20 protein-coding genes and 1 pseudogene are annotated in these 22,401 nt (G+C 70.4%); 17 read left to right on the top strand and 4 right to left on the bottom strand.

Annotated features, from left to right (window positions below; translation table 11 throughout):
* Positions 1-112 precede the first annotated feature (112 nt).
* From ACIBL4_RS08880 to ACIBL4_RS08865, 4 genes are all read left to right on the top strand, one after another.
* Complete coding sequence (locus ACIBL4_RS08880) at positions 113-3,106, top strand: BTAD domain-containing putative transcriptional regulator (protein WP_399407822.1); 2,994 nt, start codon at positions 113-115, stop codon at positions 3,104-3,106.
* Positions 3,103-3,852, top strand: coding sequence for a prepilin peptidase (locus tag ACIBL4_RS08875; protein WP_399407820.1), 750 nt, complete (start codon positions 3,103-3,105; stop codon positions 3,850-3,852). Before ACIBL4_RS08880 ends, ACIBL4_RS08875 begins: the two co-directional genes overlap by 4 nt.
* Positions 3,853-3,994: 142 nt before the next feature.
* Positions 3,995-5,194 (top strand): cyclic dehypoxanthinyl futalosine synthase, encoded by a 1,200-nt coding sequence (gene mqnC, locus ACIBL4_RS08870; RefSeq protein ID WP_356925234.1) that lies wholly within the window; start codon positions 3,995-3,997, stop codon positions 5,192-5,194.
* Between the two features lie 18 nt (positions 5,195-5,212).
* A complete protein-coding gene (locus ACIBL4_RS08865) occupies positions 5,213-5,659 on the top strand; it encodes a hypothetical protein (RefSeq protein WP_399407817.1) in 447 nt (148 codons plus the stop codon).
* 101 nt (positions 5,660-5,760) lie between these two features.
* On the opposite strand, the gene ACIBL4_RS08860 is transcribed toward ACIBL4_RS08865, so the two are convergent.
* Entirely contained in the window at positions 5,761-6,789 is a 1,029-nt protein-coding gene (locus ACIBL4_RS08860) for a chitinase (protein ID WP_399407815.1), read from the bottom strand.
* Positions 6,790-6,950: 161 nt separating this feature from the next.
* Here ACIBL4_RS08860 and ACIBL4_RS08855 point away from each other — a divergent pair, with 161 nt between their 5' ends.
* Positions 6,951-7,646, top strand: coding sequence for a demethylmenaquinone methyltransferase (locus ACIBL4_RS08855; RefSeq protein ID WP_399407813.1), 696 nt, complete (start codon positions 6,951-6,953; stop codon positions 7,644-7,646).
* Positions 7,647-7,681: 35 nt separating this feature from the next.
* On the opposite strand, the gene ACIBL4_RS08850 is transcribed toward ACIBL4_RS08855, so the two are convergent.
* Entirely contained in the window at positions 7,682-8,002 is a 321-nt protein-coding gene (locus ACIBL4_RS08850; RefSeq protein ID WP_399407811.1) for a PASTA domain-containing protein, read from the bottom strand.
* Positions 8,003-8,238: 236 nt separating this feature from the next.
* On the opposite strand from ACIBL4_RS08850, the gene ACIBL4_RS08845 reads away from it, so the two are divergent.
* Positions 8,239-9,522, top strand: a complete 1,284-nt coding sequence (locus tag ACIBL4_RS08845; protein ID WP_399407809.1) for a geranylgeranyl reductase family protein — start codon at positions 8,239-8,241, stop codon at positions 9,520-9,522.
* 24 nt (positions 9,523-9,546) lie between these two features.
* Here the strand turns inward: ACIBL4_RS08845 and ACIBL4_RS08840 are convergent.
* Together ACIBL4_RS08840 and ACIBL4_RS08835 are read right to left on the bottom strand one after the other, a co-directional pair.
* Positions 9,547-9,789, bottom strand: a pseudogene (locus tag ACIBL4_RS08840) (peptide deformylase); the annotation flags it as partial.
* Between the two features lie 218 nt (positions 9,790-10,007).
* On the bottom strand, positions 10,008-10,847 hold the full coding sequence (locus tag ACIBL4_RS08835; protein WP_356925227.1) for a C40 family peptidase: 840 nt from the start codon (positions 10,845-10,847) through the stop codon (positions 10,008-10,010).
* Between the two features lie 724 nt (positions 10,848-11,571).
* On the opposite strand from ACIBL4_RS08835, the gene ACIBL4_RS08830 reads away from it, so the two are divergent.
* Genes ACIBL4_RS08830 through nuoK form a run of 11 tightly spaced genes read left to right on the top strand, consistent with a single transcriptional unit; the run spans position 11,572 to position 22,401 of the window.
* Positions 11,572-11,931 carry an NADH-quinone oxidoreductase subunit A gene (locus tag ACIBL4_RS08830; RefSeq protein WP_003974383.1) on the top strand — a complete coding sequence of 120 codons (360 nt, stop codon included), beginning with the start codon at positions 11,572-11,574 and terminating at the stop codon, positions 11,929-11,931.
* A gap of 13 nt (positions 11,932-11,944) precedes the next feature.
* Positions 11,945-12,499: an NADH-quinone oxidoreductase subunit B family protein gene (locus ACIBL4_RS08825; protein ID WP_018528252.1), complete on the top strand. Its 555-nt coding sequence runs from the start codon at positions 11,945-11,947 to the stop codon at positions 12,497-12,499.
* Complete coding sequence (locus ACIBL4_RS08820; RefSeq protein ID WP_399407807.1) at positions 12,496-13,236, top strand: NADH-quinone oxidoreductase subunit C; 741 nt, start codon at positions 12,496-12,498, stop codon at positions 13,234-13,236. The genes ACIBL4_RS08825 and ACIBL4_RS08820 overlap by 4 nt, the downstream gene beginning before the upstream one ends.
* Positions 13,233-14,555, top strand: a complete 1,323-nt coding sequence (locus tag ACIBL4_RS08815; protein WP_399407806.1) for an NADH-quinone oxidoreductase subunit D — start codon at positions 13,233-13,235, stop codon at positions 14,553-14,555. The genes ACIBL4_RS08820 and ACIBL4_RS08815 overlap by 4 nt, the downstream gene beginning before the upstream one ends.
* On the top strand, positions 14,552-15,412 hold the full coding sequence (gene nuoE, locus ACIBL4_RS08810; RefSeq protein ID WP_399407804.1) for an NADH-quinone oxidoreductase subunit NuoE: 861 nt from the start codon (positions 14,552-14,554) through the stop codon (positions 15,410-15,412). The genes ACIBL4_RS08815 and nuoE overlap by 4 nt, the downstream gene beginning before the upstream one ends.
* A complete protein-coding gene (gene nuoF / locus ACIBL4_RS08805) occupies positions 15,412-16,758 on the top strand; it encodes an NADH-quinone oxidoreductase subunit NuoF (RefSeq protein ID WP_356925223.1) in 1,347 nt (448 codons plus the stop codon). The genes nuoE and nuoF overlap by 1 nt, the downstream gene beginning before the upstream one ends.
* Positions 16,755-19,259, top strand: coding sequence for an NADH-quinone oxidoreductase subunit G (locus ACIBL4_RS08800; protein WP_399407802.1), 2,505 nt, complete (start codon positions 16,755-16,757; stop codon positions 19,257-19,259). Before nuoF ends, ACIBL4_RS08800 begins: the two co-directional genes overlap by 4 nt.
* Positions 19,256-20,632 carry an NADH-quinone oxidoreductase subunit NuoH gene (nuoH, locus tag ACIBL4_RS08795; protein ID WP_399407800.1) on the top strand — a complete coding sequence of 459 codons (1,377 nt, stop codon included), beginning with the start codon at positions 19,256-19,258 and terminating at the stop codon, positions 20,630-20,632. The genes ACIBL4_RS08800 and nuoH overlap by 4 nt, the downstream gene beginning before the upstream one ends.
* On the top strand, positions 20,625-21,266 hold the full coding sequence (gene nuoI / locus ACIBL4_RS08790) for an NADH-quinone oxidoreductase subunit NuoI (protein WP_399407798.1): 642 nt from the start codon (positions 20,625-20,627) through the stop codon (positions 21,264-21,266). The genes nuoH and nuoI overlap by 8 nt, the downstream gene beginning before the upstream one ends.
* Positions 21,263-22,105 carry an NADH-quinone oxidoreductase subunit J gene (locus ACIBL4_RS08785; protein ID WP_399407796.1) on the top strand — a complete coding sequence of 281 codons (843 nt, stop codon included), beginning with the start codon at positions 21,263-21,265 and terminating at the stop codon, positions 22,103-22,105. The genes nuoI and ACIBL4_RS08785 overlap by 4 nt, the downstream gene beginning before the upstream one ends.
* Positions 22,102-22,401 carry an NADH-quinone oxidoreductase subunit NuoK gene (nuoK, locus tag ACIBL4_RS08780; RefSeq protein WP_003992252.1) on the top strand — a complete coding sequence of 100 codons (300 nt, stop codon included), beginning with the start codon at positions 22,102-22,104 and terminating at the stop codon, positions 22,399-22,401. Before ACIBL4_RS08785 ends, nuoK begins: the two co-directional genes overlap by 4 nt.

Raw genomic sequence — 22,401 nt, 5'->3', positions numbered from 1 at the left:
CTGCGCCCTTCGACGACCTCAATAAGAGTCAATAAGATCTCTGTAGGCTCAGCACACCTCTCGGCCCCCAGTTCGCCTCACCGCGCTCACACACGACCCCAGGACACCCGCCATGCCGCGACGCCGCACCTCAAGCTCGTCAAGCTCGACGGGAAGTACGTCGGGAACGACGGGAACGACGGCTGCTCCCAGGAACCGGACGCCGCAGCCGGTGAGGATCCGGCGGCGGTCGTTCGGGGACTTCGTCAAGGCGTTCTTCGCGTTCCTCGCCCTGGCCGTGCTCCTCGTCGGCGTGCCCGGCGCGCTGGCAACGCAGATCGGGTGGCCGTTGCCGAGCGGGGTGCCGAGCCTCGACTGGCTCCAGCAAGAGATCACCGTCGAGACGTTCCTGAACATCCTCACCGTCGTGGTGTGGCTGGCGTGGGCCCAGTTCACCGCCTGCGTGCTGGTGGAGATGAAGGCCGCGCTGTCCGGTGTCGGGGTGCCGGGGCGGGTGCCCGGCGCCGGGCCCAGTCAGTTGCTCGCCCGGCAACTCGTCGCCGCGCTGCTGCTCGTCGGCGCCACCGCGGCCAGCTTCACGCCCGGCCTGTCGCAGCTCGGGCAGGGCGGCTACGACGCCCATCAGAAGCCGACCGTCGCCTCGGCCCAGCAGACCCCGGGGTTCTTCGCCCAGCAGCAGGAGCAGGCCGCCGGCACCGCGGCCGCCCTCGCCGAGCAGGCCTCGCACGCCGCCTCGCACGCCGACGCCGGCGGCAGCACCGCCAAGCAGGGCGACACGAAGTACTACCGGATCCAGCCGCCCGAGGGACGTCACCACGACTCCCTGTGGGAGATAGCGGAACGGCACCTCGGTGACGGGCGTCGCTACAAGGAGATCTTCGAGCTCAACAAGGACCGCGTCCAGCCGGACGGGTCCAAGCTCTCCGAGGCCAGTCTCATCCGGCCCGGATGGATCATGGAGATGCCGGGCGACGCGCGCGGCGGCGAGCTCGTGGAGATGCCCGATGAGGCGCCCAACGTGTCGCCCGACGTGCAGCAGCAGATCAGCGACTACGCCCAGACCGGGGACCACGCCCAGGGCGGAGGGGGCTCCGGCGTCCAGGGCGGTGGACACGAGCACGCCGGTGGTGGCGCCACCCAGGTGTCCGTCCCCGAGCAGCGGCCCGCCCCCGACTCCGGTCACCAGCAGGCCACCTCCGTCGACGCCGAGTCCGGCAGCTCCTTCGGTCTGCCCGAGGCCCTGCTCACCGCGCCCCTCCTCGCCGCCGGTCTCCTCGGCGCCCTGGGGCGGCGGCGCCGGCAGGCGCTGTGGCAGTCGGCGTTCGGGGCCGTCGGCGGGCGGCGCGGTATGGAGCCGCCCACGCCGAGCGGGGACGCGCAGGACGTCCAGGACGCGCTGCTTGTCGGCGCCGACCCCGAGGGCGTGCGGCTGCTCGACCGGTCGCTGCGCGGTCTCGCCGCCTCCCTCGCCGAGGAGTCGCGCGCGCTGCCGGTCGTGTACGCCGCCTGGCTGAGCAACGGCGACCTGCACCTCCAGCTCGCCCAGCCCGCCGGGAAGCCGCCCGCCCCCTGGCAGCAGGGGCAGGACCAGACCTTCTGGATGCTGGCCCGGACCGACGCCGAGCGCTACGAGGACGTCGACACGGCCGCGCCCTACCCGGGACTCGTCAGCCTCGGCACCATGGACGACTCGCGGCTGCTGCTCAACCTGGAGGCCGTCCCCGGCATCGTGTCGCTGAGCGGCCGGGAGGCCGACCGGGCCGCCGTCTTCGCGTCCGTCGCCGCCGAGTTGGCGACCAACGGCTGGTCCGACCGCATGACCATCACGCTCGTCGGCTTCGGGCAGGACCTCACCCCCCTCGCCCCCAACCGGATCCGGCACCTGGAGGACGTCGAAGCGCTCGTCGAGACCATGGAGGCCGAGACGCGGCAGCGGCGCGGAGCGCTGGGCGCCGCCGGGCACGACTCCGTCCTCACCGGGCGCACCGGGCCCGCCCAGCACACCCGCTGGGCCCCGCACCTGGTCCTGCTCGCCGCCCAGCCGTCCGCCGAGGACGCCGTCAAGCTCGCCGAACTCGCCGCCGACGCCAGCCGGCTCGGCATCGGCTACCTCGTCGGCACCGAGACCGGCGACCTGCCGGGCGCCGCCTGGGAGATGGAGATCACCGGCCAGGGCAAGCTGCTCGCGCCCCTCCTCGGCCTCGAACTCGACGCCCAGATGCTGCCCGCTGCCCAACAGCAGGCCGTCGTCGAGCTGTTCGTCGACGCGGACCCGGAGCGCGAATCCAACAGGCCCGCGAACACCCCGCCGTTCCTCGTCGACATCAGCGAGCAGGGCCGGCCGGCCGTCTACGCCCGGCTCGTCGGGCCGTACGAGATCATCGGCCTCGGCACCCCGGACGGGGACCGCAGCGCCCTCCTCCACGAGGCGCTCGCCCTGCTGCTCCTGCACCGCGAGGGCGTGCACCCGCGCGTGCTGTCCTCCGCGCTGTGGCCGCGCGGCGTCACCGACGACGTGCGGGGCGCGCTGCTGGACCGGCTGCGCGACTGGCTCGGCGCCGATCCCGACGGCACGCCCCGCCTCGGCACCGACGGCAGCGGCCGGCTCACGCTCGCCAAGTCCGTCGTCTCCGACCTGGACGTGCTGCGGTCCCTCTACCACGAGGCCACGCAGGGCAAGGGCGTCGGCAGCCGGGCCGTGCGCGGGCGGCTGCTCACCGACGCGCTCGTGCTGGTGCGCGGGCCGCTGCTCGCCGACCGGCCCGAGGGCCGCTACCGGTGGCTCACCCACGAGATCGTCGACGCCCAGCTGCCGCTGCTCGTCGCGGACACCGGGCTCGCGCTGTGCGAGTTCCACATGGAGAAGAACCGCGCCGAGAAGGCCATCGAGGCCCTCAACGCCGCCCTGCGCACCGCCCCGGCCGACGAACGCCTGTGGCACGAGCTGCTGCGCGCCACCCACGCCACCGGCGACACGTCCCGGCTGACCTCGCTCGCCACCGACCTCATCGGCCGCAGCGGGGCCCGCGGGCTGCCGCCGCGTACCGAGGCACTGCTCGACGAGCTGCTGCCGACGTGGCGCGACGCGATCGCCGCGGTGGGATGAACACCGGGGTCCTGGTCATCGCCGCCGCGCTGTGGGGCGCGGCGGCGGGCGCGTTCCTGCCGCGCGCGGCCTACCGGTTCTCGGCACCCTCGGGGGAGCCGTGGCGGGAGCGGTGCCCCGGCGGCCACACCCTCAAGGGCTGGCTCAAGGGCTGGCTCGGACGGGCCTCCTGCCCGGAATGCGAGGATCGCGAGGAGGCCGGATACGGGCCGCGTACGACACCCCTGGTGATCGCCACCGCCCTCGTCTGCGCCGCCCTCGCCGCCGCCACCGGCACCCGGCCCGAGCTCGGCGTCTGGCTGCTGCTCGCGCCCGTCGGGGTGCTGCTGACGGCCGTCGACTTCCGGGTGCGGCGGCTGCCCGACCCGCTCACCCTCCCCTTTGCCGCGGCCGCGCTCGTCCTGCTCGGCCTCACCGCGCTCGTGCCCGAGCACGCGGGACAGTGGACGACCGCCCTGCTCGGCTCGCTCGCGCTGGGCGGCGGCTACTTCGTGCTGTTCCTCATCAACCCCGCGGGGATGGGCTTCGGCGACGTCAAGCTCGCCCTCGGCGCGGGGGCGGTGCTCGGCTGGTACGGCTGGCCGACGGTGATGCTCGGCACCTTCGCCGGGTTCCTGCTGGGCGCGCTGTACGGCGGTGCCCTCGTGGTCGCGCGGCGGGCCGGGCGCAAGACGGCCATCCCCTTCGGGCCGTTCCTGATCTCCGGGGCCTTCCTCGGACTCCTGGCCGGGGCGTACGCGGCCTGACGACATCAACGCCCGATTGCCCGCAGGCCCGATTGCCCGCAGGTCCGAATGCGCGAAGGCCCGAAGGCCTGACGTCCAGCGGCCCGAACGGCTGGCGTACGCTGGGCTGGTCCGTCCACAACCCTTACGAAAGGGACGCCCGGTGACCGAGAAGGCCGACCTTCAGCCCATCCTCGACCGTGCAGCCGCCGGTGGGCGGATCACCCCCGACGAGGCGCTCGCCCTGTACCGGGACGCCCCCCTGCACGCGCTGGGCGCCGCGGCCGACGCCGTACGCCGCCGCAGGTACGCCGGCACCGAGCACATCGCGACGTACATCATCGAGCGCAACATCAACTACACGAACGTCTGCGTCACGGCGTGCCGCTTCTGCGCCTTCTACGCCGCCCCCAAGGACACCGCCAAGGGCTGGACCCGCGACCTGGACGACATCCTGCGCCGGTGCGCCGAGACGGTCGAGCTGGGCGGCACCCAGATCATGTTCCAGGGCGGACACCACCCGGACTACGGCGTCGAGTACTACGAGAAGCACTTCGCGGCCATCAAGAAGGAGTTCCCGCAGCTGGTCATCCACAGCCTGGGGGCGTCCGAGGTCGAGCACATGGCCCGGATCTCCAAGGTGAGCGTCGAGGAGGCCATCCGGCGCATCCACGCCGCCGGGCTCGACTCCTTCGCCGGTGCCGGAGCCGAACTGCTGCCCGAGCGGCCCCGCAAGGCCATCGCCCCGCTGAAGGAGTCCGGCGAGCGCTGGCTGGAGATCATGGAGATCGCGCACAACCTGGGCGTCGAGTCCACCTCCACCATGCTCATGGGCACCGGCGAGACCAACGCCGAGCGCATCGAGCACCTGCGGATGATCCGGGACGTCCAGGACCGCACGGGCGGCTTCCGCGCCTTCATCCCGTACACCTACCAGCCCGAGAACAACCACCTGAAGGGCCGCACGCAGGCGACCCTCTTCGAGTACCTGCGGATGATCGCGATCGCCCGGCTGTTCATGGACAACATCGCCCACATCCAGGGCTCGTGGCTGACCACGGGCAAGGAGGTCGGGCAGCTCTCCCTGCACTACGGCGCCGACGACCTCGGCTCGATCATGCTGGAGGAGAACGTCGTCTCCTCCGCGGGCGCCAAGCACCGGTCCAACCGGATGGAGATCATCGACCTGATCCGCAAGGCCGGGCGGGTGCCCGCGCAGCGGTCGACCACGTACGAGCACCTCGTCGTGCACGACGACCCGGCGAACGACCCCGTCGACGACCGCGTGGTCTCGCACATCTCGTCCACGGCCATCGAGGGCGGCACGGCTCACCCCGAGCTGAAGCTGCTCGCCTCCAACTGAGCGGCGCCGGAGAGGTAGTTGGAAACCATTCACACGGCCGACGCCGTCCGCGTCACCTGGGACTCCGAGCCCGTCAAGGGCGGTGCCGTGGCCGTCGGACGGGACCGGATCGGTGCCGTCGGCACACTCGACGACGTACGTGAGGCGTTCCCCCGGGCCCGGGTCCGCAGGTGGCCCGGGACCCTCGGTCCCGCCCGGGTCCACGAGGGCCCGCTGCCGGACGCCCCGAGCCCGCGCGAACGCGTCCACGAGGTGCTGAAGCTCGGCGCGGTCGCGGTGCTGGAAGAGTACGTCGACTCGCCGGAACTGCGGTCCGCCGCCGAGCGCAACGACGTCGTCGTCCTGCCGCGTGCGCGCAGCACCGCGATCGTCCCGACCGGCCGCGCCGACCTCGCCGTCTTCGACGACGCGGGGGAGTGCGTCGCGACGGTGTGCGCGGGACGGCTCGTACACCGGCGGCGCTGATCAGCGCCCCCTGTTGGTCAGCGACACCTGCTCATCAGCGACCCCTGTTCATCAGCGACCCTCGCTGATCAGCAGGCCTCGCCGATCAGCCCTGTGATCCGTCAGCCCGCGAACGCTTCCGCGAACGCCCCCGGACTCTGCCGCACACCACTGCAATCGGTCGCCGGCCGGTCCCGCTTCGAGCCGTCCACACACTGCCGGTCCCGCGCGGCCGACCACATCGACACCCACCCGATGCCCTTCTCCTCGGCGAAGGCCCGGACCTCGGCCGCGTCGGCGAGCGTGAAGGTCTCGCCGTCGACGTCGTTGACGCCGATCATCGAGGTGAGCGCCATGCCCTGCCAGGCCGCCGCGTCCGAGGTGCCGAAGACCTTCTTCAGCTGGGTGTGCGCTGCCCTGGCGGCCGCGCGGGCGTAGCCGCCCATGTCGCCGTCGAACGACGTGCCGTAGTTCATCGTCATCAGGTTGACCGTGGCGACCTGGACGCCGTTGTCGTCGGCGGAGCCGAGCAGCGCCAGGCTGTCCTCGCCCAGGCCCGAGGGCATGACGGGGAGCGTGAACGAGACCTCCAGATCCGGACGTTCCTTCTGGAGCAGCGCGATCGCCTTCGAACGCAGGGCGACGGAAGCGGAGTCGGCCAGCTCGTCGCCCTCGACGTCGAAGTCGGCCCGGGTGGCACCGGCCGCGTCGAGGGCCGCGCCGTACGCCGCCGCCAGTTCCGGTGCGCTGTCGCACACGGCCGCCAGTTCCTTGCCGGAGGCGCCGCCGAAGGAGACCCGGACCTGGCCGCCGTTCTTCATCAGCCGCGCTATGCGGGACTTCACCGCGGAGTCGCCGATCGCACGGCCGCCGTCCCAGCGCGGGGCGCAGTCGTCGCCGTCGGCCAGGACGAAGGCCAGGTTGTACGTCGTCGGGGAGCCGGCCGAGTCGGTGCCGGCGGCATCCGTTGCGCTGACGTACGGGGCGTAGGCGGTGCCGGCCCCGGCAGGGGGCGAGGTGCCGGGGGCGGCTGTCGCCGAGGGGGCCGGGCGTGCCCGGTCGACCGGTTCGGCCTGTTCGGAGCACCCCGTGGTGACCAGGGCGGTCAGGCAGCCCAGTCCGACCGCCGCAGGCTTCCGGTAACTCCTCATGACGTGTGCTCCCGTTCTCTTGAGCCCTCAGGGGTACACACACCCAGTACGTTTCCCGGCAGCGGACGTCTCCCGAGGCAGGGAAGACCGTGTCACGGCCGCCGCCGCGCCTTCTCCCGGGCGGGCCTTCTCCCGGACGGGCGTACTGCAACAATGGGCCCGTGACCCGCGCATCCCTGGACAAGCAACCGCACGAAGTCGCCTCGATGTTCGACGACGTGGCGGAACGGTACGACCTGACCAACGACGTGCTGTCCCTCGGCCAGGACCGGCGATGGCGCAAGGAGGTCGCCAAGGCCGTCGACGCGCGCCCCGCGCAGAAGGTCCTCGACCTGGCGGCGGGCACGGGCACGTCCTCGCTGCCCTTCGCCCGCACCGGCGCCTACGTCGTCCCGTGCGACTTCTCCCAGGGCATGCTCCGGGTCGGCAAGCAGCGCCAGCCCTGGCTGCCCTACACGGCCGGGGACGCGACCCGGCTCCCCTTCAAGGACGACACCTTCGACGCCGTCACCATCTCCTTCGGGCTGCGAAACGTGCAGGACACGGACGCCGCCCTGCGCGAGATGTACCGGGTGACCCGGCCCGGCGGGCGGGTCGTGATCTGCGAGTTCTCGCATCCCACCTGGGCGCCGCTGCGTACCGTCTACACCGAGTACCTGATGCGCGCCCTGCCGCCGGTGGCGCGGGCCGTGTCCTCCAGCCCCGACGCCTACGTCTACCTCGCCGAGTCCATCCGGGCCTGGCCCGACCAGCCCGCGCTGGCCGGGCGGCTGGGCAAGGCCGGCTGGTCGCGGGTGGCCTGGCGCAACCTCAGCGGCGGCATCGTCGCCCTGCACCGGGGCTTCAAGGAGAGCTGATCCCTACGGGGAGCCGATCTCTACGGGGCCGATCCCTACGGCGAGATGAGGGCCATGTGAGCCATGCTCGGGTCGCCGGGCTCGTCCAGCTCGCGCTGGAGCCCGCCCCTGGGCGGCCTCGGCATCCGCGGCTCGTGCACGCCCCCGCCGCCCTCGCCGGGGCCGAAGTCGAACCACACGTAGACCATCGAGTCCCGCGGCACCTCGGCACCGGGCCGCGGGTACTGGCGTACGACGTGGTCGACGACGGCGCGCGTGAGGTCGGGCCGGTCCGGTGCGGTGAGCAGCAGGCCCTGCGCCCGGGCCGTCTCCCGCGCGTCCACGGCCATCAGGCCGACCAGACGCGGTACCCGCACTCCGGGTGTTTTGCGGGATATGTGCACAGATGTCACCCCTAGCGGTAGGGGAAGAGTAACTCCCGCTCCACACCGGCCGGAAGCGACAGATGTCTTTCTGTGACACTCGGCTACGGAACGTCACCGATGGGGTGCGGTGTGGCAGCCCTTCAGCGGGGTGATCAAGAGCGCTGAATAGACTGCCCCTGTCCAGTGCCGGTCGGCACGCAGATTTCGAACCTTGGGGAGATCCCGCCGTGACCGAGCCCCTCTCCGAAAACACCGCCGATGTCATCGTCGTCGGCGCGGGGCCAGCCGGCTCCACCACCGCGTACCACCTCGCCAAGGCCGGACTCGACGTACTGCTCCTGGAGAAGACCGAGTTCCCGCGCGAGAAGGTCTGTGGCGACGGCCTCACCCCACGCGCCGTCAAGCAGCTGGTGGCGATGGGCATCGACATCTCGGAGGAAGCCGGCTGGCTGCGCAACAAGGGCCTGCGCATCATCGGCGGCGGGGTGCGGCTCCAGCTCGACTGGCCGGATCTCGCCTCCTTCCCCGACTACGGCCTCGTCCGCAAGCGTGACGACTTCGACGAGCAGCTCGCCCGGCAGGCCCAGAAGGCGGGCGCCCGGCTGTTCGAGCGCTGCAACGTGGGCGCGCCGATCCTGGACGACCGCACGGGCCGTATCACCGGCGTGCACGCCAAGCTCGGCGAGGAGAAGCGCGAGGTCACCTTCCGCGCCCCGCTCGTGGTGGCCGCCGACGGCAACTCCACGCGCCTGTCCCTCGCGATGGGCCTGCACCGCCGCGAGGACCGCCCGATGGGCGTGGCCGTACGGACGTACTTCACCAGCCCGCGCCACGAGGACGACTACCTGGAGTCCTGGCTGGAACTGTGGGACCGCCGCGGCGCCGTGGACCGTCTCCTGCCCGGCTACGGCTGGATCTTCGGCATGGGCGACGGCACGTCCAACGTCGGTCTGGGCGTCCTCAACACCTCCGACTCCTTCAAGGAGCTGGACTGGCGCGAGGTCCTGAAGGCCTGGTGCGCGTCCATGCCGGAGGACTGGGGCTACACCCCCGACAACATGACCGGGCCCATCCGCGGCGCCGCCCTCCCCATGGCCTTCAACCGCCAGCCCCACTACACCAAGGGGCTGTTGCTGGTGGGCGACGCCGGCGGCCTGGTGAACCCCTTCAACGGCGAGGGCATCGCCTACGCCATGGAGTCCGGCCAGCTCGCCGCCGACGTCATCGTGCAGGCGCACGCGCGGGCGACGCCGGCCGGCCGTGAGATGGCCCTCCAGCGCTACCCGCGCGTCCTCAAGGACACCTACGGCGGCTACTACACGCTCGGCCGGGCCTTCGTGAAGCTCATCGGCAACCCGAAGGTCATGCAGATCGCGGCCCAGCGCGGACTCACGCACCCGATGCTGATGAGGTTCACGCTGAAGCTCCTCGCGAACCTCACCGACCCGACCGGCGGCGACGCGATGGACCGCATCATCAACGGCCTGAGCAAGGTGGCACCGAAGGCCTGATCAGGCCGGGCACTCGGGTACTCAGGCACCCGGGCCTTCGGCACCGAAGGCCCGGTCCGCCATCTGCCGCGCGCGTCCTTGCGTTCCCCTCACGACGTGCCCGACGTGCCGCACCCCGTCGTCGTCCGGGCAGTCGTACACGAACAGCCGCAGGTCGACCCCGACCTGGTTCGCCGCGAGTCCGGCACCGTCCGCGATGTACATCGTCAGGAACATGTCATCGATCAGCGCGGCCAGGTCCGGACCGAATTCGGTGACGGCATCGCAGCAGATCACCCACGGCGGTCCCAGGCGCCGTCCGGCCGCGCCCGCAGACGCCTCTCACGGCCGCCAGGAGAGCCGCCGGGGCCCGTGCCCAGGGGCCGGGCTTCGCGAGGGCCGCGGCGGCCTCCTGGGGCCGCCAGGCGCGTCGCTTCTCCTTCCGGACATGCCGGGAGGGCCGCTGCCCCCGAGTGGCAACGGCCCTCAAGCCCGTATACGTGCGGTCAGAGGACGCGTACGGCGCCCGACGCCGGGTAGCCCGACAGGTCCTGGATGACGACGCCCTTGGACGGGTTGGCCGCGTCCAGGTACTGGCCGTCGCCGATGTAGACACCCACGTGGTACGCGGAGCCCTTGCCGCCCCAGTACAGGATGTCGCCGACCTGGACGTCGGACAGCGGCACGTCCGTGCCGGCCATCGACTGGTCCTGCGAGACGCGCGGCAGGTCCACACCAACCTGCTTGTACGCGGCCTGCACGAGGGAGGAGCAGTCCCAGGCGTTGGGACCGGTGGCGCCCATGACGTAGGCGTCGCCCACCTGAGCCTTCAGGAAGGCGATGACGGTCGCGACGCTGCCGCTGGAGGGCGCCGACACCGACGTGGAGGCGGACGCGGAGGCGGAGGTGGAGAGCGTGGCGCGCTCGGCGCTGCGCGCGGCGCGCTCGGCGGCGGCCTTGCGGGCGGCCTCGGCGGCCTTCTTCTTGGCCTCCGCCTTCTTCTTGGCCTCGGCGAGGTCCTTCTTGGCCTCCGCGGCGGCCTTGGCCGCGGCGGCGTCACGCTCGGCGCGCAGTTCGTAGTTCGCGGCCGCCTGCTGGGTGGCGGCGGCGGACTGGGCGACCTGAGCGGACATATCGGCCGTCAGGGTGGGCAGTTCGATGGTCTGGGTGACCGGCTCGGCGGCGTTCGCCGAGGCCGACGCACCCGCCGCTGCCATGCTGAGAACGCCACCGGCAACTCCGGCACGCAGGGCGATCGAAGACGTCGCGCTGCGGCGGGGTTTCCGGTGGCTGCGTATGTGAGCGGTGTGGGACATGGGAACAACCGGTACCAGGGGCTCCTTCATATCTTCAAGAAACGTGTGCTGCGCCACAGTTGTTCAATCGGGCCCCCAAAACCACCTCGCGACGCCCTTTATTGACGCCGTAACGGACATTGCGGGCTCACCGTAACCGGCCTGTGATCACGGCCTTTGATCAATACGCCCGAATTGCCCCGCACCTACCATCGGTTGGGTTGATTGGCCAAGCCCCGTTCTCATGGACCTCTCATGCGTGTGACGGAGGTCACGGAACGGCTGCCGGGACGGACGCGTCCGACGCGGGAGATCACGCCCGGATCACGACCTCGCGAAGATCGTGAACGGATGCACGCGTCCACACCCCGCCCCGCACGCCCCTCGATGTGTGAACGCGCCTCTATCAAGAGATCGACTCCCTCGCGAATTTGCATGCAAGGGAACCCTCTTGATATTGAGACGCCCCCTCCAGCCTGCACTGACGAGCCAAAATGTCACCTCTCGTGATCACTCGGACGCTTCGCGTGTGAAGATCACCGCTCATCCGACTTCATGATCGATCGTCAGGTGGTAGAGATCACAAAGCTTGTGCAATACCCCGTGTCGCAGATCACAGAGCGTCGGGCATAAGATGCACGCGGTTGGGCTTGTGACATGCTTCACATGTTCCCGATCTTCGCCGGGGCAGGCGGGGTTCGAGCGACATGGGGGGCGGAAGTGAGCCCGATGCAAACCGCCAGCAGTCAGTGCCGACTGAGAGGAGCGAGGAGCGGTGAACGCTTATGCGCCCATCCTCGTACTGGGAGCCCTCGGGGCAGGCTTTGCGATCTTCTCCGTGGTCATGGCCACGTTGATCGGGCCCAAGCGGTACAACCGGGCCAAGCTCGAGGCCTACGAATGCGGGATCGAGCCGACCCCCACGCCGGCCGGCGGCGGGCGCTTCCCGATCAAGTACTACCTGACGGCGATGCTCTTCATCATTTTCGATATCGAGATCGTCTTCCTCTACCCCTGGGCCGTCACCTTCGACGCCCTGGGGATTTTCGGGCTCGTGGAGATGCTGCTCTTCGTGCTCACCGTCTTCGTCGCGTACGCGTACGTATGGCGGCGCGGCGGCCTGGAATGGGACTGAGGGGCCACACGTCATGGGACTCGAAGAAAAGCTGCCGAGCGGCTTCCTGCTGACCACCGTCGAGCAGGCCGCGGGCTGGGTGCGCAAGTCGTCCGTCTTCCCCGCCACGTTCGGCCTCGCCTGCTGTGCCATCGAGATGATGACCACCGGCGCCGGCCGCTACGACCTGGCGCGCTTCGGCATGGAGGTCTTCCGGGGCTCGCCGCGCCAGGCGGACCTGATGATCGTCGCCGGCCGGGTCAGCCAGAAGATGGCGCCGGTGCTGCGGCAGGTCTACGACCAGATGCCGAACCCCAAGTGGGTGATCTCCATGGGGGTCTGCGCCTCCTCCGGCGGCATGTTCAACAACTACGCCATCGTCCAGGGCGTCGACCACATCGTGCCGGTCGACATCTACCTCCCCGGCTGCCCGCCACGGCCGGAGATGCTGATGGACGCCATCCTCAAGCTCCACCAGAAGATCCAGAGCTCCAAGCTCGGCGTGAACGCCGAGGAGGCGGCCCGCGAGGCGGAGGAGGCGGCGCTCAAGGCCCTGCCCACGATCGAGATGAAGGGGCTGCTGCGGTGAGCGACGTCAGCGACAACGGGGTCAACCCCGAGAAGGACCTCAGCGCGTCGAACCTCCCGGGCCAGCGCGGCCAGGGCGGCGAGGAGATCCGCGTCCAGCGCGGCATGTTCGGCGCGAACAACGGCGGCGACACCTCCGGCTACGGCGGCCTGGTCCGCTCGGTCCGCCTCCCGGGACCGGCGACCCGCCCCTACGGCGGCTGGTTCGACGAGGTCGCCGACGAACTGGAGGGCGCCCTGGAGGAACAGGGCCTGCTTCCCGAGAACGCGATCGAGAAGACGGTCGTCGACCGCGACGAGCTGACCTTCTACATCGAGCGCGAGCACCTGGTGCGGGTCGCTCGCACCCTGCGCGACGACCCGGCCCTGCGCTTCGAGCTGTGCACCGGCGTCAGCGGTGTCCACTACCCGAACGACAAGGGCCGCGAGCTGCACGCCGTCTACCACCTGCGCTCGATCACCCACAACCGGCTGATCCGCCTGGAGGTCAGCTGCCCCGACAGCGACCCGCACATCCCGTCGCTGTTCTCCGTCTATCCGACGAACGACTGGCACGAGCGCGAGACGTACGACTTCTTCGGCATCGTCTTCGACGGTCACCCGGCCCTGACGCGGATCATGATGCCGGACGACTGGCAGGGCTTTCCGCAGCGCAAGGACTATCCCCTCGGCGGCATCCCCGTCGAGTACAAGGGCGCCCAGATCCCGGCTCCGGACCAGCGGAGGTCGTACTCATGAGCACTTCGCACGCCTCTCCTCGGGAGACCACGGAGGGCACCGTATATACGGTCACCGGCGGCGACTGGGACGAGGTCGTCCAGTCCGCGGCCCGCGCCGACGACGAGCGCATCGTCGTCAACATGGGCCCGCAGCACCCGTCCACGCACGGCGTGCTCCGTCTGATCCTGGAGATCGACGGCGAGACCGTCACCGAGGCCCGCTGCGGCATCGGCTACCTCCACACCGGCATCGAGAAGAACCTCGAGTACCGGACGTGGACGCAGGGCACCACGTTCGTGACGCGCATGGACTACCTGACGCCGTTCTTCAACGAGACGGCGTACTGCCTCGGCGTCGAGAAGCTCCTCGGCATCGAGGACCAGATCCCGGACCGCGCCTCGATCATCCGCGTGCTCCTCATGGAGCTGAACCGGTTGTCCTCGCACCTGGTGTGCATCGCCACCGGCGGCATGGAACTCGGCGCCACCACGATCATGATCTACGGATTCCGTGATCGTGAACTCATTCTCGACATCTACGAGCTGATCACCGGCCTGCGGATGAACCACGCGTACATCCGCCCCGGCGGACTCGCCCAGGACCTGCCGCCCGGCGCGGTGGACCAGATCCGCGAGTTCGTGAAGAAGATGAAGAAGAACCTCCCGGAGTACGACAAGCTCGCCACCGGGAACCCCATCTTCAAGGCCCGCATGCAGGACATCGGCTACCTCGACCTGGCCGGCTGCATGGCCCTCGGCGCCACCGGCCCGATCCTGCGCTCCACCGGCCTGCCCCACGACCTGCGCAAGGCGCAGCCGTACTGCGGCTACGAGACGTACGACTTCGACATCCCGACCGCCGACACCTGCGACGCCTACGGCCGCTTCCTCATCCGCCTGGAGGAGATGCGCCAGTCGCTCAGGATCGTCGAGCAGTGCCTCGACCGGCTCCAGCCCGGCCCGGTCATGGTCGCCGACAAGAAGATCGCCTGGCCGGCCCAGCTCGCCCTGGGGCCCGACGGCCTCGGCAACTCCCTCGACCACATCAAGAAGATCATGGGCACCTCCATGGAGGCCCTGATCCACCACTTCAAGCTGGTCACCGAGGGCTTCCGCGTCCCGCCGGGCCAGACGTACGCGGCGGTCGAGTCACCCAAGGGCGAACTCGGGGTGCACGTCGTGTCCGACGGCGGCACCCGCCCCTACCGGGTCCACTTCCGCGACCCGTCCTTCACCAACCTGCAGGCCATGGCGGCGATGTGCGAGGGCGGCCAGGTCGCCGACGTCATCGTCGCCGTCGCGTCCATCGACCCCGTGATGGGAGGCGTCGACCGGTGACCACCTCTTCTTCCGAGCGGGGCGTCAGCCTGGGCATGCCCGAACTGCCCGCACCCGCCTACCCGGACGACGTCCGGGCCCGCCTGGAGACCGACGCGCGCGAGATCATCGCCCGCTACCCGGACTCCCGGTCCGCCCTCCTGCCGCTGCTGCACCTCGTGCAGTCCGAGGAAGGCCATGTCACGCGCACGGGCATGCAGTTCTGCGCGGACATGCTCGGCCTCACCACGGCGGAGGTCACCGCGGTCGCCACCTTCTACACCATGTACCGGCGCAAGCCGAGCGGTGACTACCAAGTCGGTGTGTGCACCAACACCCTGTGCGCCGTCATGGGCGGGGACGCGATCTTCGAGGAGCTCCAGGAGCACCTGGGCGTCGGCAACGGCGAGACCACCGGCGACGGCAAGGTCACCCTGGAGCACATCGAGTGCAACGCCGCCTGCGACTTCGCGCCGGTCGTGATGGTCAACTGGGAGTTCTTCGACAACCAGACCCCGACGAGCGCCAAACGCCTCGTCGACGACCTGCGCGCCGGCCGGCCGGTCACCCCTACGCGCGGGGCACCGATGTGCACCTTCAAGGAGACCGCCCGGGTCCTGGCCGGTTTCCCCGACGAGCGGGACGGGGCCGTCGAGTCCGGGGGAAGCGCGGGACCCGCCTCCCTGGTCGGCCTGAAGCTCGCCAAGGGCGAGTCCGCTCCCGCGCGCGTGGTGCATCCGCGCGGCGAGGCGCCCCGGGACGACAAGCCGCACGAGCCGTCACCGACGGAGCACTTGAGCTCGCACGACGCGCCGCAGGACACGTCGGCCTCCGACCCGGCCCACCCGGCCGGGCCCACCGCCGAGGAGGGGGAGTGATGACCTTGGCACCCGAGCTGAAAGACATGAGCCCCGAGAAGCTGCTCGCACCGGTGCTGTCGGCCTTCTGGGACGAGGACAGGTCCTGGACGCTGGACGTGTACCGGCGGCACGACGGGTACGAAGGGCTTCGCAAGGCGCTCGCCATGTCACCGGACGACGTGATCGCGTACGTCAAGGACTCCGGTCTGCGCGGGCGCGGCGGCGCGGGCTTCCCCACGGGGATGAAGTGGCAGTTCATTCCCCAGGGAGACGGAAAGCCGCACTATCTGGTTGTCAACGCCGACGAGTCGGAGCCGGGGACGTGCAAGGACATCCCGCTCCTCTTCGCGAACCCGCACAGCCTCATCGAGGGCATGATCATCGCGTGTTACGCCATCAGGTCTTCGCATGCGTTCATCTATCTGCGTGGTGAAGTCGTCCCAGTGCTGCGGCGGTTGCACTCGGCCGTCCGCGAGGCCTACGAGGCGGGCTTCCTCGGCGAGAACATCCTGGGCAGCGGACTCGACCTCGACATCACCGTGCACGCGGGCGCGGGCGCGTACATCTGCGGTGAGGAGACCGCACTGCTGGACTCGCTCGAAGGCCGCCGGGGTCAACCGCGGCTCCGTCCCCCCTTCCCTGCCGTCGCGGGCCTCTACGCATGCCCGACTGTGGTGAACAACGTCGAGTCGATCGCGTCGGTTCCCGCGATCATGCACCGGGGCAAGGAATGGTTCCGGTCGATGGGGAGCGAGAAGTCGCCCGGCTTCACGCTCTACTCCCTGTCCGGCCACGTCGCCAGCCCCGGCCAGTACGAGGCGCCGCTCGGGATCACGCTCCGCCAGCTCCTCGACATGAGCGGCGGGATGCGCCCCGGGCACCGCCTCAAGTTCTGGACGCCGGGCGGCTCCTCGACCCCGATGTTCACCGACGAGCATCTCGACGTCCCTCTTGATTACGAGGGAGTGGGCGCCGCGGGTTCCATGCTCGGCACAAAAGCTCTCCAGTGCTTCGACGAGACGACCTGCGTGGTGCGGGCCGTGACGCGCTGGACCGAGTTCTACGCCCACGAGTCCTGCGGCAAGTGCACGCCCTGCCGCGAAGGGACCTACTGGCTCGTGCAGCTGCTGCGCGACATCGAGGCCGGCAAGGGACGGATGTCCGACCTCGACAAGCTGAACGACATCGCCGACAACATCAACGGCAAGTCCTTCTGCGCCCTCGGCGACGGCGCCGCCTCGCCGATCTTCTCCTCGCTCAAGTACTTCCGCGAGGAGTACGAGCAGCACATCACGGGCCGGGGCTGCCCCTTCGACCCGGCCAAGTCGACGGCCTGGGCCGACCGCACGGAGGTGAACGCATGACCGTGACGACCAGCTCTCCCTCCGGTGGGGGAGAGGCGGCGGTCCCGCCGGAGGACCTCGTGACGCTGACGATCGACGGCATCGAGATCAGCGTGCCCAAGGGCACCCTGGTCATCCGGGCCGCCGAACAGCTCGGCATCGAGATCCCCCGGTTCTGCGATCACCCCCTCCTCGATCCGGCCGGCGCCTGCCGGCAGTGCATCGTCGAAGTCGAGGGCCAGCGCAAGCCCATGGCGTCCTGCACCATCACCTGCACCGACGGGATGGTGGTCAAGACCCACCTCACCTCGCCGGTCGCCGAGAAGGCCCAGAAGGGTGTGATGGAGCTCCTGCTCATCAACCACCCGCTGGACTGCCCGGTCTGCGACAAGGGCGGCGAGTGTCCCCTGCAGAACCAGGCGATGTCGCACGGCGACGCCGAGTCCCGCTTCGAGGGCCGCAAGCGGACCTACGAGAAGCCCGTACCCATCTCCACGCAGGTGCTGCTCGACCGCGAGCGGTGCGTGCTGTGCGCGCGCTGCACCCGGTTCTCCAACCAGGTCGCGGGCGACCCGATGATCGAGCTGATCGAGCGGGGCGCGCTCCAGCAGGTCGGCACCGGCGAGGGCGACCCGTTCGAGTCGTACTTCTCCGGCAACACCATCCAGATCTGCCCGGTCGGCGCGCTGACCTCGGCGGCGTACCGATTCCGCTCCCGCCCCTTCGACCTGGTCTCGTCCCCGTCGGTGTGCGAGCACTGCTCCGGCGGCTGCGCCACGCGCACCGACCACCGGCGCGGCAAGGTCATGCGGCGGCTCGCCGCCAACGACCCCGAGGTCAACGAGGAGTGGATCTGCGACAAGGGGCGCTTCGCGTTCCGGTACGCGCAGCAGCGGGACCGGCTGGAGACCCCGCTGGTGCGCAACGCCGAGGGCGAGCTGGAACCGGCCTCCTGGCCCGAAGCGCTCCAGATCGCGGCCCAGGGGCTGCTGGCCTCCCGGGGCCGCACCGGCGTGCTGACCGGCGGCCGGCTCACCGTCGAGGACGCCTACGCGTACAGCAAGTTCGCGCGCGTGGCGCTCGACACCAACGACATCGACTTCCGGGCGCGCGTGCACAGCGGCGAGGAGGCCGACTTCCTCGCCGCCCAGGTCGCCGGGCGCGGCCGGGACCTCGACGGCACGGGCGTCACGTACACCGCGCTGGAGAAGGCCCCGGCCGTCCTGTTGGTCGGTTTCGAGGCGGAGGAGGAGGCGCCCGGCGTCTTCCTGCGGCTGCGCAAGGCCTGGCGCAAGCACGGGCAGAAGGTCTTCTCGCTGGCCACGCACGCCACGCGCGGCCTGGAGAAGGCCGGCGGGACGCTGCTGCCGGCCGCCCCCGGCACCGAGACCGAGTGGCTGGACGCGCTCGCGGGCAACGTCGACCTGGAGGGCGACGGCGCAGCGGCCGCCGAGGCGCTGCGCGCCGAGGGCGCCGTGATCGTCGTCGGTGAGCGGCTGGCCGCCGTGGCCGGCGGGCTGACCGCCGCCGTACGCATCGCCTCCGCGACCGGAGCCCGGCTGGCGTGGATCCCGCGCCGGGCCGGGGAACGCGGCGCCGTCGAGGCGGGCGCGCTGCCGTCGCTGCTGCCGGGCGGGCGCCCTGCCACCGACCCACGCGCGCGTGACGAGGTCGCCGGCGTCTGGGGCGTCGCAGGTCTCCCGCACCGATACGGCCGCGACACCGGCCAGATCGTGGAGGCCGCCGCGACCGGCGAACTCCAGGCGCTGCTGGTGGCGGGCGTCGAGATCGCCGACCTGCCCGACCCCGCACGCGCGCGTGCGGCGCTCGACGAGGCCGGCTTCGTGGTCTCGCTCGAACTGCGGCCCAGCGAGATCACCCGCAAGGCCGATGTCGTCCTGCCGGTCGCCGCGGTCGCCGAGAAGGCCGGCACCTTCCTCAACTGGGAAGGCCGGGTCCGCTTCTTCGAGGCCGCGCTCAAGCCCGACCACATGACCCGCCGCCTCGCGCCCACCGACGCGCGCGTGCTGCAGATGCTGGCCGACGCCATGGACGTCCACCTCGGACTGCCCGATCTGCGCACCGTGCGCGCGGAGATCGACCGGCTCGGTGCCTGGGACGGCCCGCGAGCCACCGAACCCCTGGAGACGGCGGGCGCCCTGCCCCGTCCGGCCGTCGGGGAGGCCGTGCTCGCCGGGCACCGGCTGCTGCTCGACCAGGGCGTCCTCCAGCAGGGCGACGAGGCACTCGCCGGCACCCGGCACGCCGCACGCGCGCGCGTGTCGCCCGCGACGGCCGCCGAGGCGGGCGTCAAGGACGGCGACCTCCTCGCGGTGACCGGCCCCGAGGGAGTGGTCGAACTGCCGCTCCAGATCAGTGAGATGCCCGACCGGGTGGTGTGGCTCCCGCTGAACTCCGCCGGCGGCGGCGTCGCCTCCGACACCGGGGCGCGGCCCGGCTCCCTCGTCCGCATCGGACCGGCGACGCTCGCCGGCGAGGCCCCCAAGGAGGTGGAGGCATGAGCCCGTACTTCGCCGCTGAAGACCTCTCGATGTTCGGCCACGACCCGTGGTGGCTGGTCGTCATCAAGGCGGTGTTCTGCTTCGCCTTCCTGATGGTGACCGTGCTGATCTCCATCGTCATGGAGCGCAAGGTCGTGGCCTGGATGCAGCTGCGCATCGGCCCCAACCGGCACGGCCCCTGGGGCATGCTCCAGTCGCTCGCCGACGGCATCAAACTGATGCTCAAGGAAGACGTCATCGTCAAGCGCGCGGACAAGGCCGTGTACGTCCTCGCGCCGATCGTCGCGGCCATCCCGGCCTTCATGGCGATCGCGGTGATCCCCTTCGGCCCGGCCGGCAACGAGATCTCGATCTTCGGCCACCGCACCACGATGCAGCTCACCGACCTGCCGATCGCGATGCTCTACATCCTCGCGGTCGCCTCCGTCGGCATCTACGGCATCGTGCTGGCGGGCTGGAGCTCCGGATCCACCTATCCGCTGCTGGGCGGCCTGCGCTCCTGCGCGCAGATGATCTCGTACGAGATCGCGATGGGCGCCGCCTTCGCCTCCGTGTTCCTCTACTCGGGGTCGATGTCGACCTCGACGATCGTGGAGCAGCAGGCCGACCGCTGGTACATCCTGCTGCTGCCGCTCTCCTTCGTCCTCTACATCGTGACGATGGTCGGCGAGACCAACCGCGCCCCCTTCGACATGCCGGAGTCCGAGGGCGACCTGGTCGGCGGCTTCAACACCGAGTACTCGTCGATCAAGTTCGCGATGTTCATGCTCGCCGAATACGTCAACATGGTGACCGTCTCGGCCGTCGCCACGACGCTGTTCCTCGGCGGCTGGCGGGCCCCCTGGCCGGTCAGCACCTTCTGGGAGGGCGCGAACCACGGCTGGTGGCCGATGCTCTGGTTCACGGTCAAGGTCCAGTTGCTCCTGTTCATGTTCATCTGGATCCGCGGCACGCTCCCACGCGTCCGCTACGACCAGCTGATGAAGCTCGGCTGGAAGGTCCTCATCCCGGTCTCGCTGGTCTGGCTGATGCTCGTCGCCACCGTGCGGGCCTTCAGGAACGAGGGCTACGACTTCGCCGACATCGCCCTCTACGTCGGCGGCGGCGTGCTGGCCCTGCTGGTGCTCTCCTTCGTCGTCGACATGTTCCGCGAGAAGGCGAAGGAGGCCGAGCAGCCGGCCGAGACCCCGGCCGCCTTCGACCCGATGGCGGGCGGATTCCCCGTACCGCCCTTGCCGGGGCAGGAACTCCCACCGGTCCCGCGGCGCCGCTCGCGCAGTGAGCGGGAGCTGATTGTCAGTGGTGGGCCCGATACTCAGAGTGACGGATCTCTGGGCGGAACTACGGATGGAAAGGAGGCGTCCGATGGCTGAGGAACCGAAGGACACCAAGCCCGGGTTCCAGAACCCGGTGGCCGGCTTCGGCGTGACCTTCAAGGCCATGTTCAAGAAGCGGCTGACCGAGCAGTACCCGGAGCAGCAGAAGACCACGGCTCCGCGCTTCCACGGACGGCACCAGCTCAACCGCCATCCCGACGGCCTGGAGAAGTGCGTCGGCTGCGAACTGTGCGCGTGGGCCTGCCCCGCCGACGCCATCTACGTCGAGGGCGCGGACAACACCGACGAGGAGCGCTACTCGCCGGGCGAGCGGTACGGCCGCGTCTACCAGATCAACTACGCCCGCTGCATCCTGTGCGGCCTGTGCATCGAGGCGTGCCCCACACGCGCGCTGACGATGACGAACGAGTTCGAGCTGGCCGACTCCAGCCGGGCCAACCTCATCTACACCAAGGAGCAGCTGCTCGCCGGTCTGGAGGAGGGCATGGTCGACACGCCCCACGCCATCTACCCGGGGATGGACGAACAGGACTACTACCGGGGCCTGGTGACGGAAGCCGCGCCCGGCACCGAGCGGCAGGTCGCCCACTCCAAGGGCGAGGTCGTCCAGGAGGCCGACTCGACCTTCGGCGGGACGGAACCGGCGTCAAAGAAGGTGATCGGCCGATGACCACCCAGCTCGCCGCCTACTCCACCTCCACCGGAGAGGCCGTCCAGTTCTGGATCCTCGGCACCATCGCGGTGATCGGCGCCCTGTGCACCATCCTCATGAAGAGGGCCGTGCACAGCGCGCTCTGCCTCGCCGGGACCATGATCATCCTGGCGGTGTTCTACCTCGCCAACGGCGCCTACTTCCTGGGCGTCGTCCAGATCGTCGTCTACACCGGCGCGATCATGATGCTGTTCCTGTTCGTGGTGATGCTCGTCGGCGTCACCGCGGCGGACTCCCTGAAGGAGACCATCAAGGGCCAGCGCTGGCTGGCCCTGCTGTGCGGGCTCGGCTTCGGCGTCCTGCTGATCGCCGGCATCGGCAACGCCTCCCTCAGCGAGTTCAACGGCATCGGCCAGGCGAACGCCGGGGGCAACGTGGAGGGCATCGCCGCCCTCCTGTTCACCAGGTACGTTTTCGCGTTCGAGATCACCGGCGCCCTGCTCATCACGGCCGCCGTCGGCGCCATGGTGCTCACGCACCGCGAGCGCACCGAGCGTGCCAAGACGCAGCGCGAGCTCTCCGAGCAGCGGGTCCGCGAAGGCAAGCAGCTGCCGCCCCTGCCGGCCCCCGGTGTGTACGCCCGGCACAACGCGGTCGACATCGCGGGCCTGCTGCCCGACGGCACGCCCTCCGACCTCACCGTCAGCAAGACGCTGCGGGAGCGGGGCCAGATCCGGGACGTGTCGCAGGAGGCGCTCAACGACCTGCGGGCCCTGGAGCAGCGTGCCGAGGAGCGCCTGGAGCGGAAGGCCATCGAGCCGGCCACGTTCAAGCGGCCCGAGGAGGCATCGAAGTGAACCCGGTCAACTACCTCTATCTCGCGGCCCTGCTGTTCACGATCGGTGCCACCGGCGTGCTGATCAGGCGCAACGCGATCGTCGTGTTCATGTGCATCGAGCTCATGCTCAACGCCTGCAACCTCGCGTTCGTCGCCTTCTCCCGGATGCACGGCAACCTCGACGGCCAGATCATCGCCTTCTTCACGATGGTCGTCGCCGCCGCGGAGGTCGTGGTCGGGCTCGCGATCATCGTGTCCCTGTTCCGCGCCCGCCACTCGGCCTCGGTCGACGACGCCAGCCTGATGAAGCTGTAA

It is taken from the genome of Streptomyces sp. NPDC050416, from assembly GCF_044458845.1.
Taxonomy (GTDB): domain Bacteria; phylum Actinomycetota; class Actinomycetes; order Streptomycetales; family Streptomycetaceae; genus Streptomyces.
Note: the sequence above shows the minus strand (reverse complement) of the source record. Positions and strands in the feature narration are given on the sequence as shown.

Coding starts and splice junctions, on each gene's coding strand:
- ACIBL4_RS08880 (WP_399407822.1), top strand. CDS start 113: ATGCCGCGACGCCGCACCTCAAGCTCGTCAAGCTCGACGGGAAGTACG.
- nuoI (WP_399407798.1), top strand. CDS start 20,625: ATGGCTGAGGAACCGAAGGACACCAAGCCCGGGTTCCAGAACCCGGTG.
- ACIBL4_RS08825 (WP_018528252.1), top strand. CDS start 11,945: ATGGGACTCGAAGAAAAGCTGCCGAGCGGCTTCCTGCTGACCACCGTC.
- ACIBL4_RS08800 (WP_399407802.1), top strand. CDS start 16,755: ATGACCGTGACGACCAGCTCTCCCTCCGGTGGGGGAGAGGCGGCGGTC.
- ACIBL4_RS08785 (WP_399407796.1), top strand. CDS start 21,263: ATGACCACCCAGCTCGCCGCCTACTCCACCTCCACCGGAGAGGCCGTC.
- nuoH (WP_399407800.1), top strand. CDS start 19,256: ATGAGCCCGTACTTCGCCGCTGAAGACCTCTCGATGTTCGGCCACGAC.
- ACIBL4_RS08835 (WP_356925227.1), bottom strand. CDS start 10,847: ATGAAGGAGCCCCTGGTACCGGTTGTTCCCATGTCCCACACCGCTCAC.
- ACIBL4_RS08875 (WP_399407820.1), top strand. CDS start 3,103: ATGAACACCGGGGTCCTGGTCATCGCCGCCGCGCTGTGGGGCGCGGCG.
- ACIBL4_RS08860 (WP_399407815.1), bottom strand. CDS start 6,789: ATGAGGAGTTACCGGAAGCCTGCGGCGGTCGGACTGGGCTGCCTGACC.
- ACIBL4_RS08815 (WP_399407806.1), top strand. CDS start 13,233: ATGAGCACTTCGCACGCCTCTCCTCGGGAGACCACGGAGGGCACCGTA.
- nuoF (WP_356925223.1), top strand. CDS start 15,412: ATGACCTTGGCACCCGAGCTGAAAGACATGAGCCCCGAGAAGCTGCTC.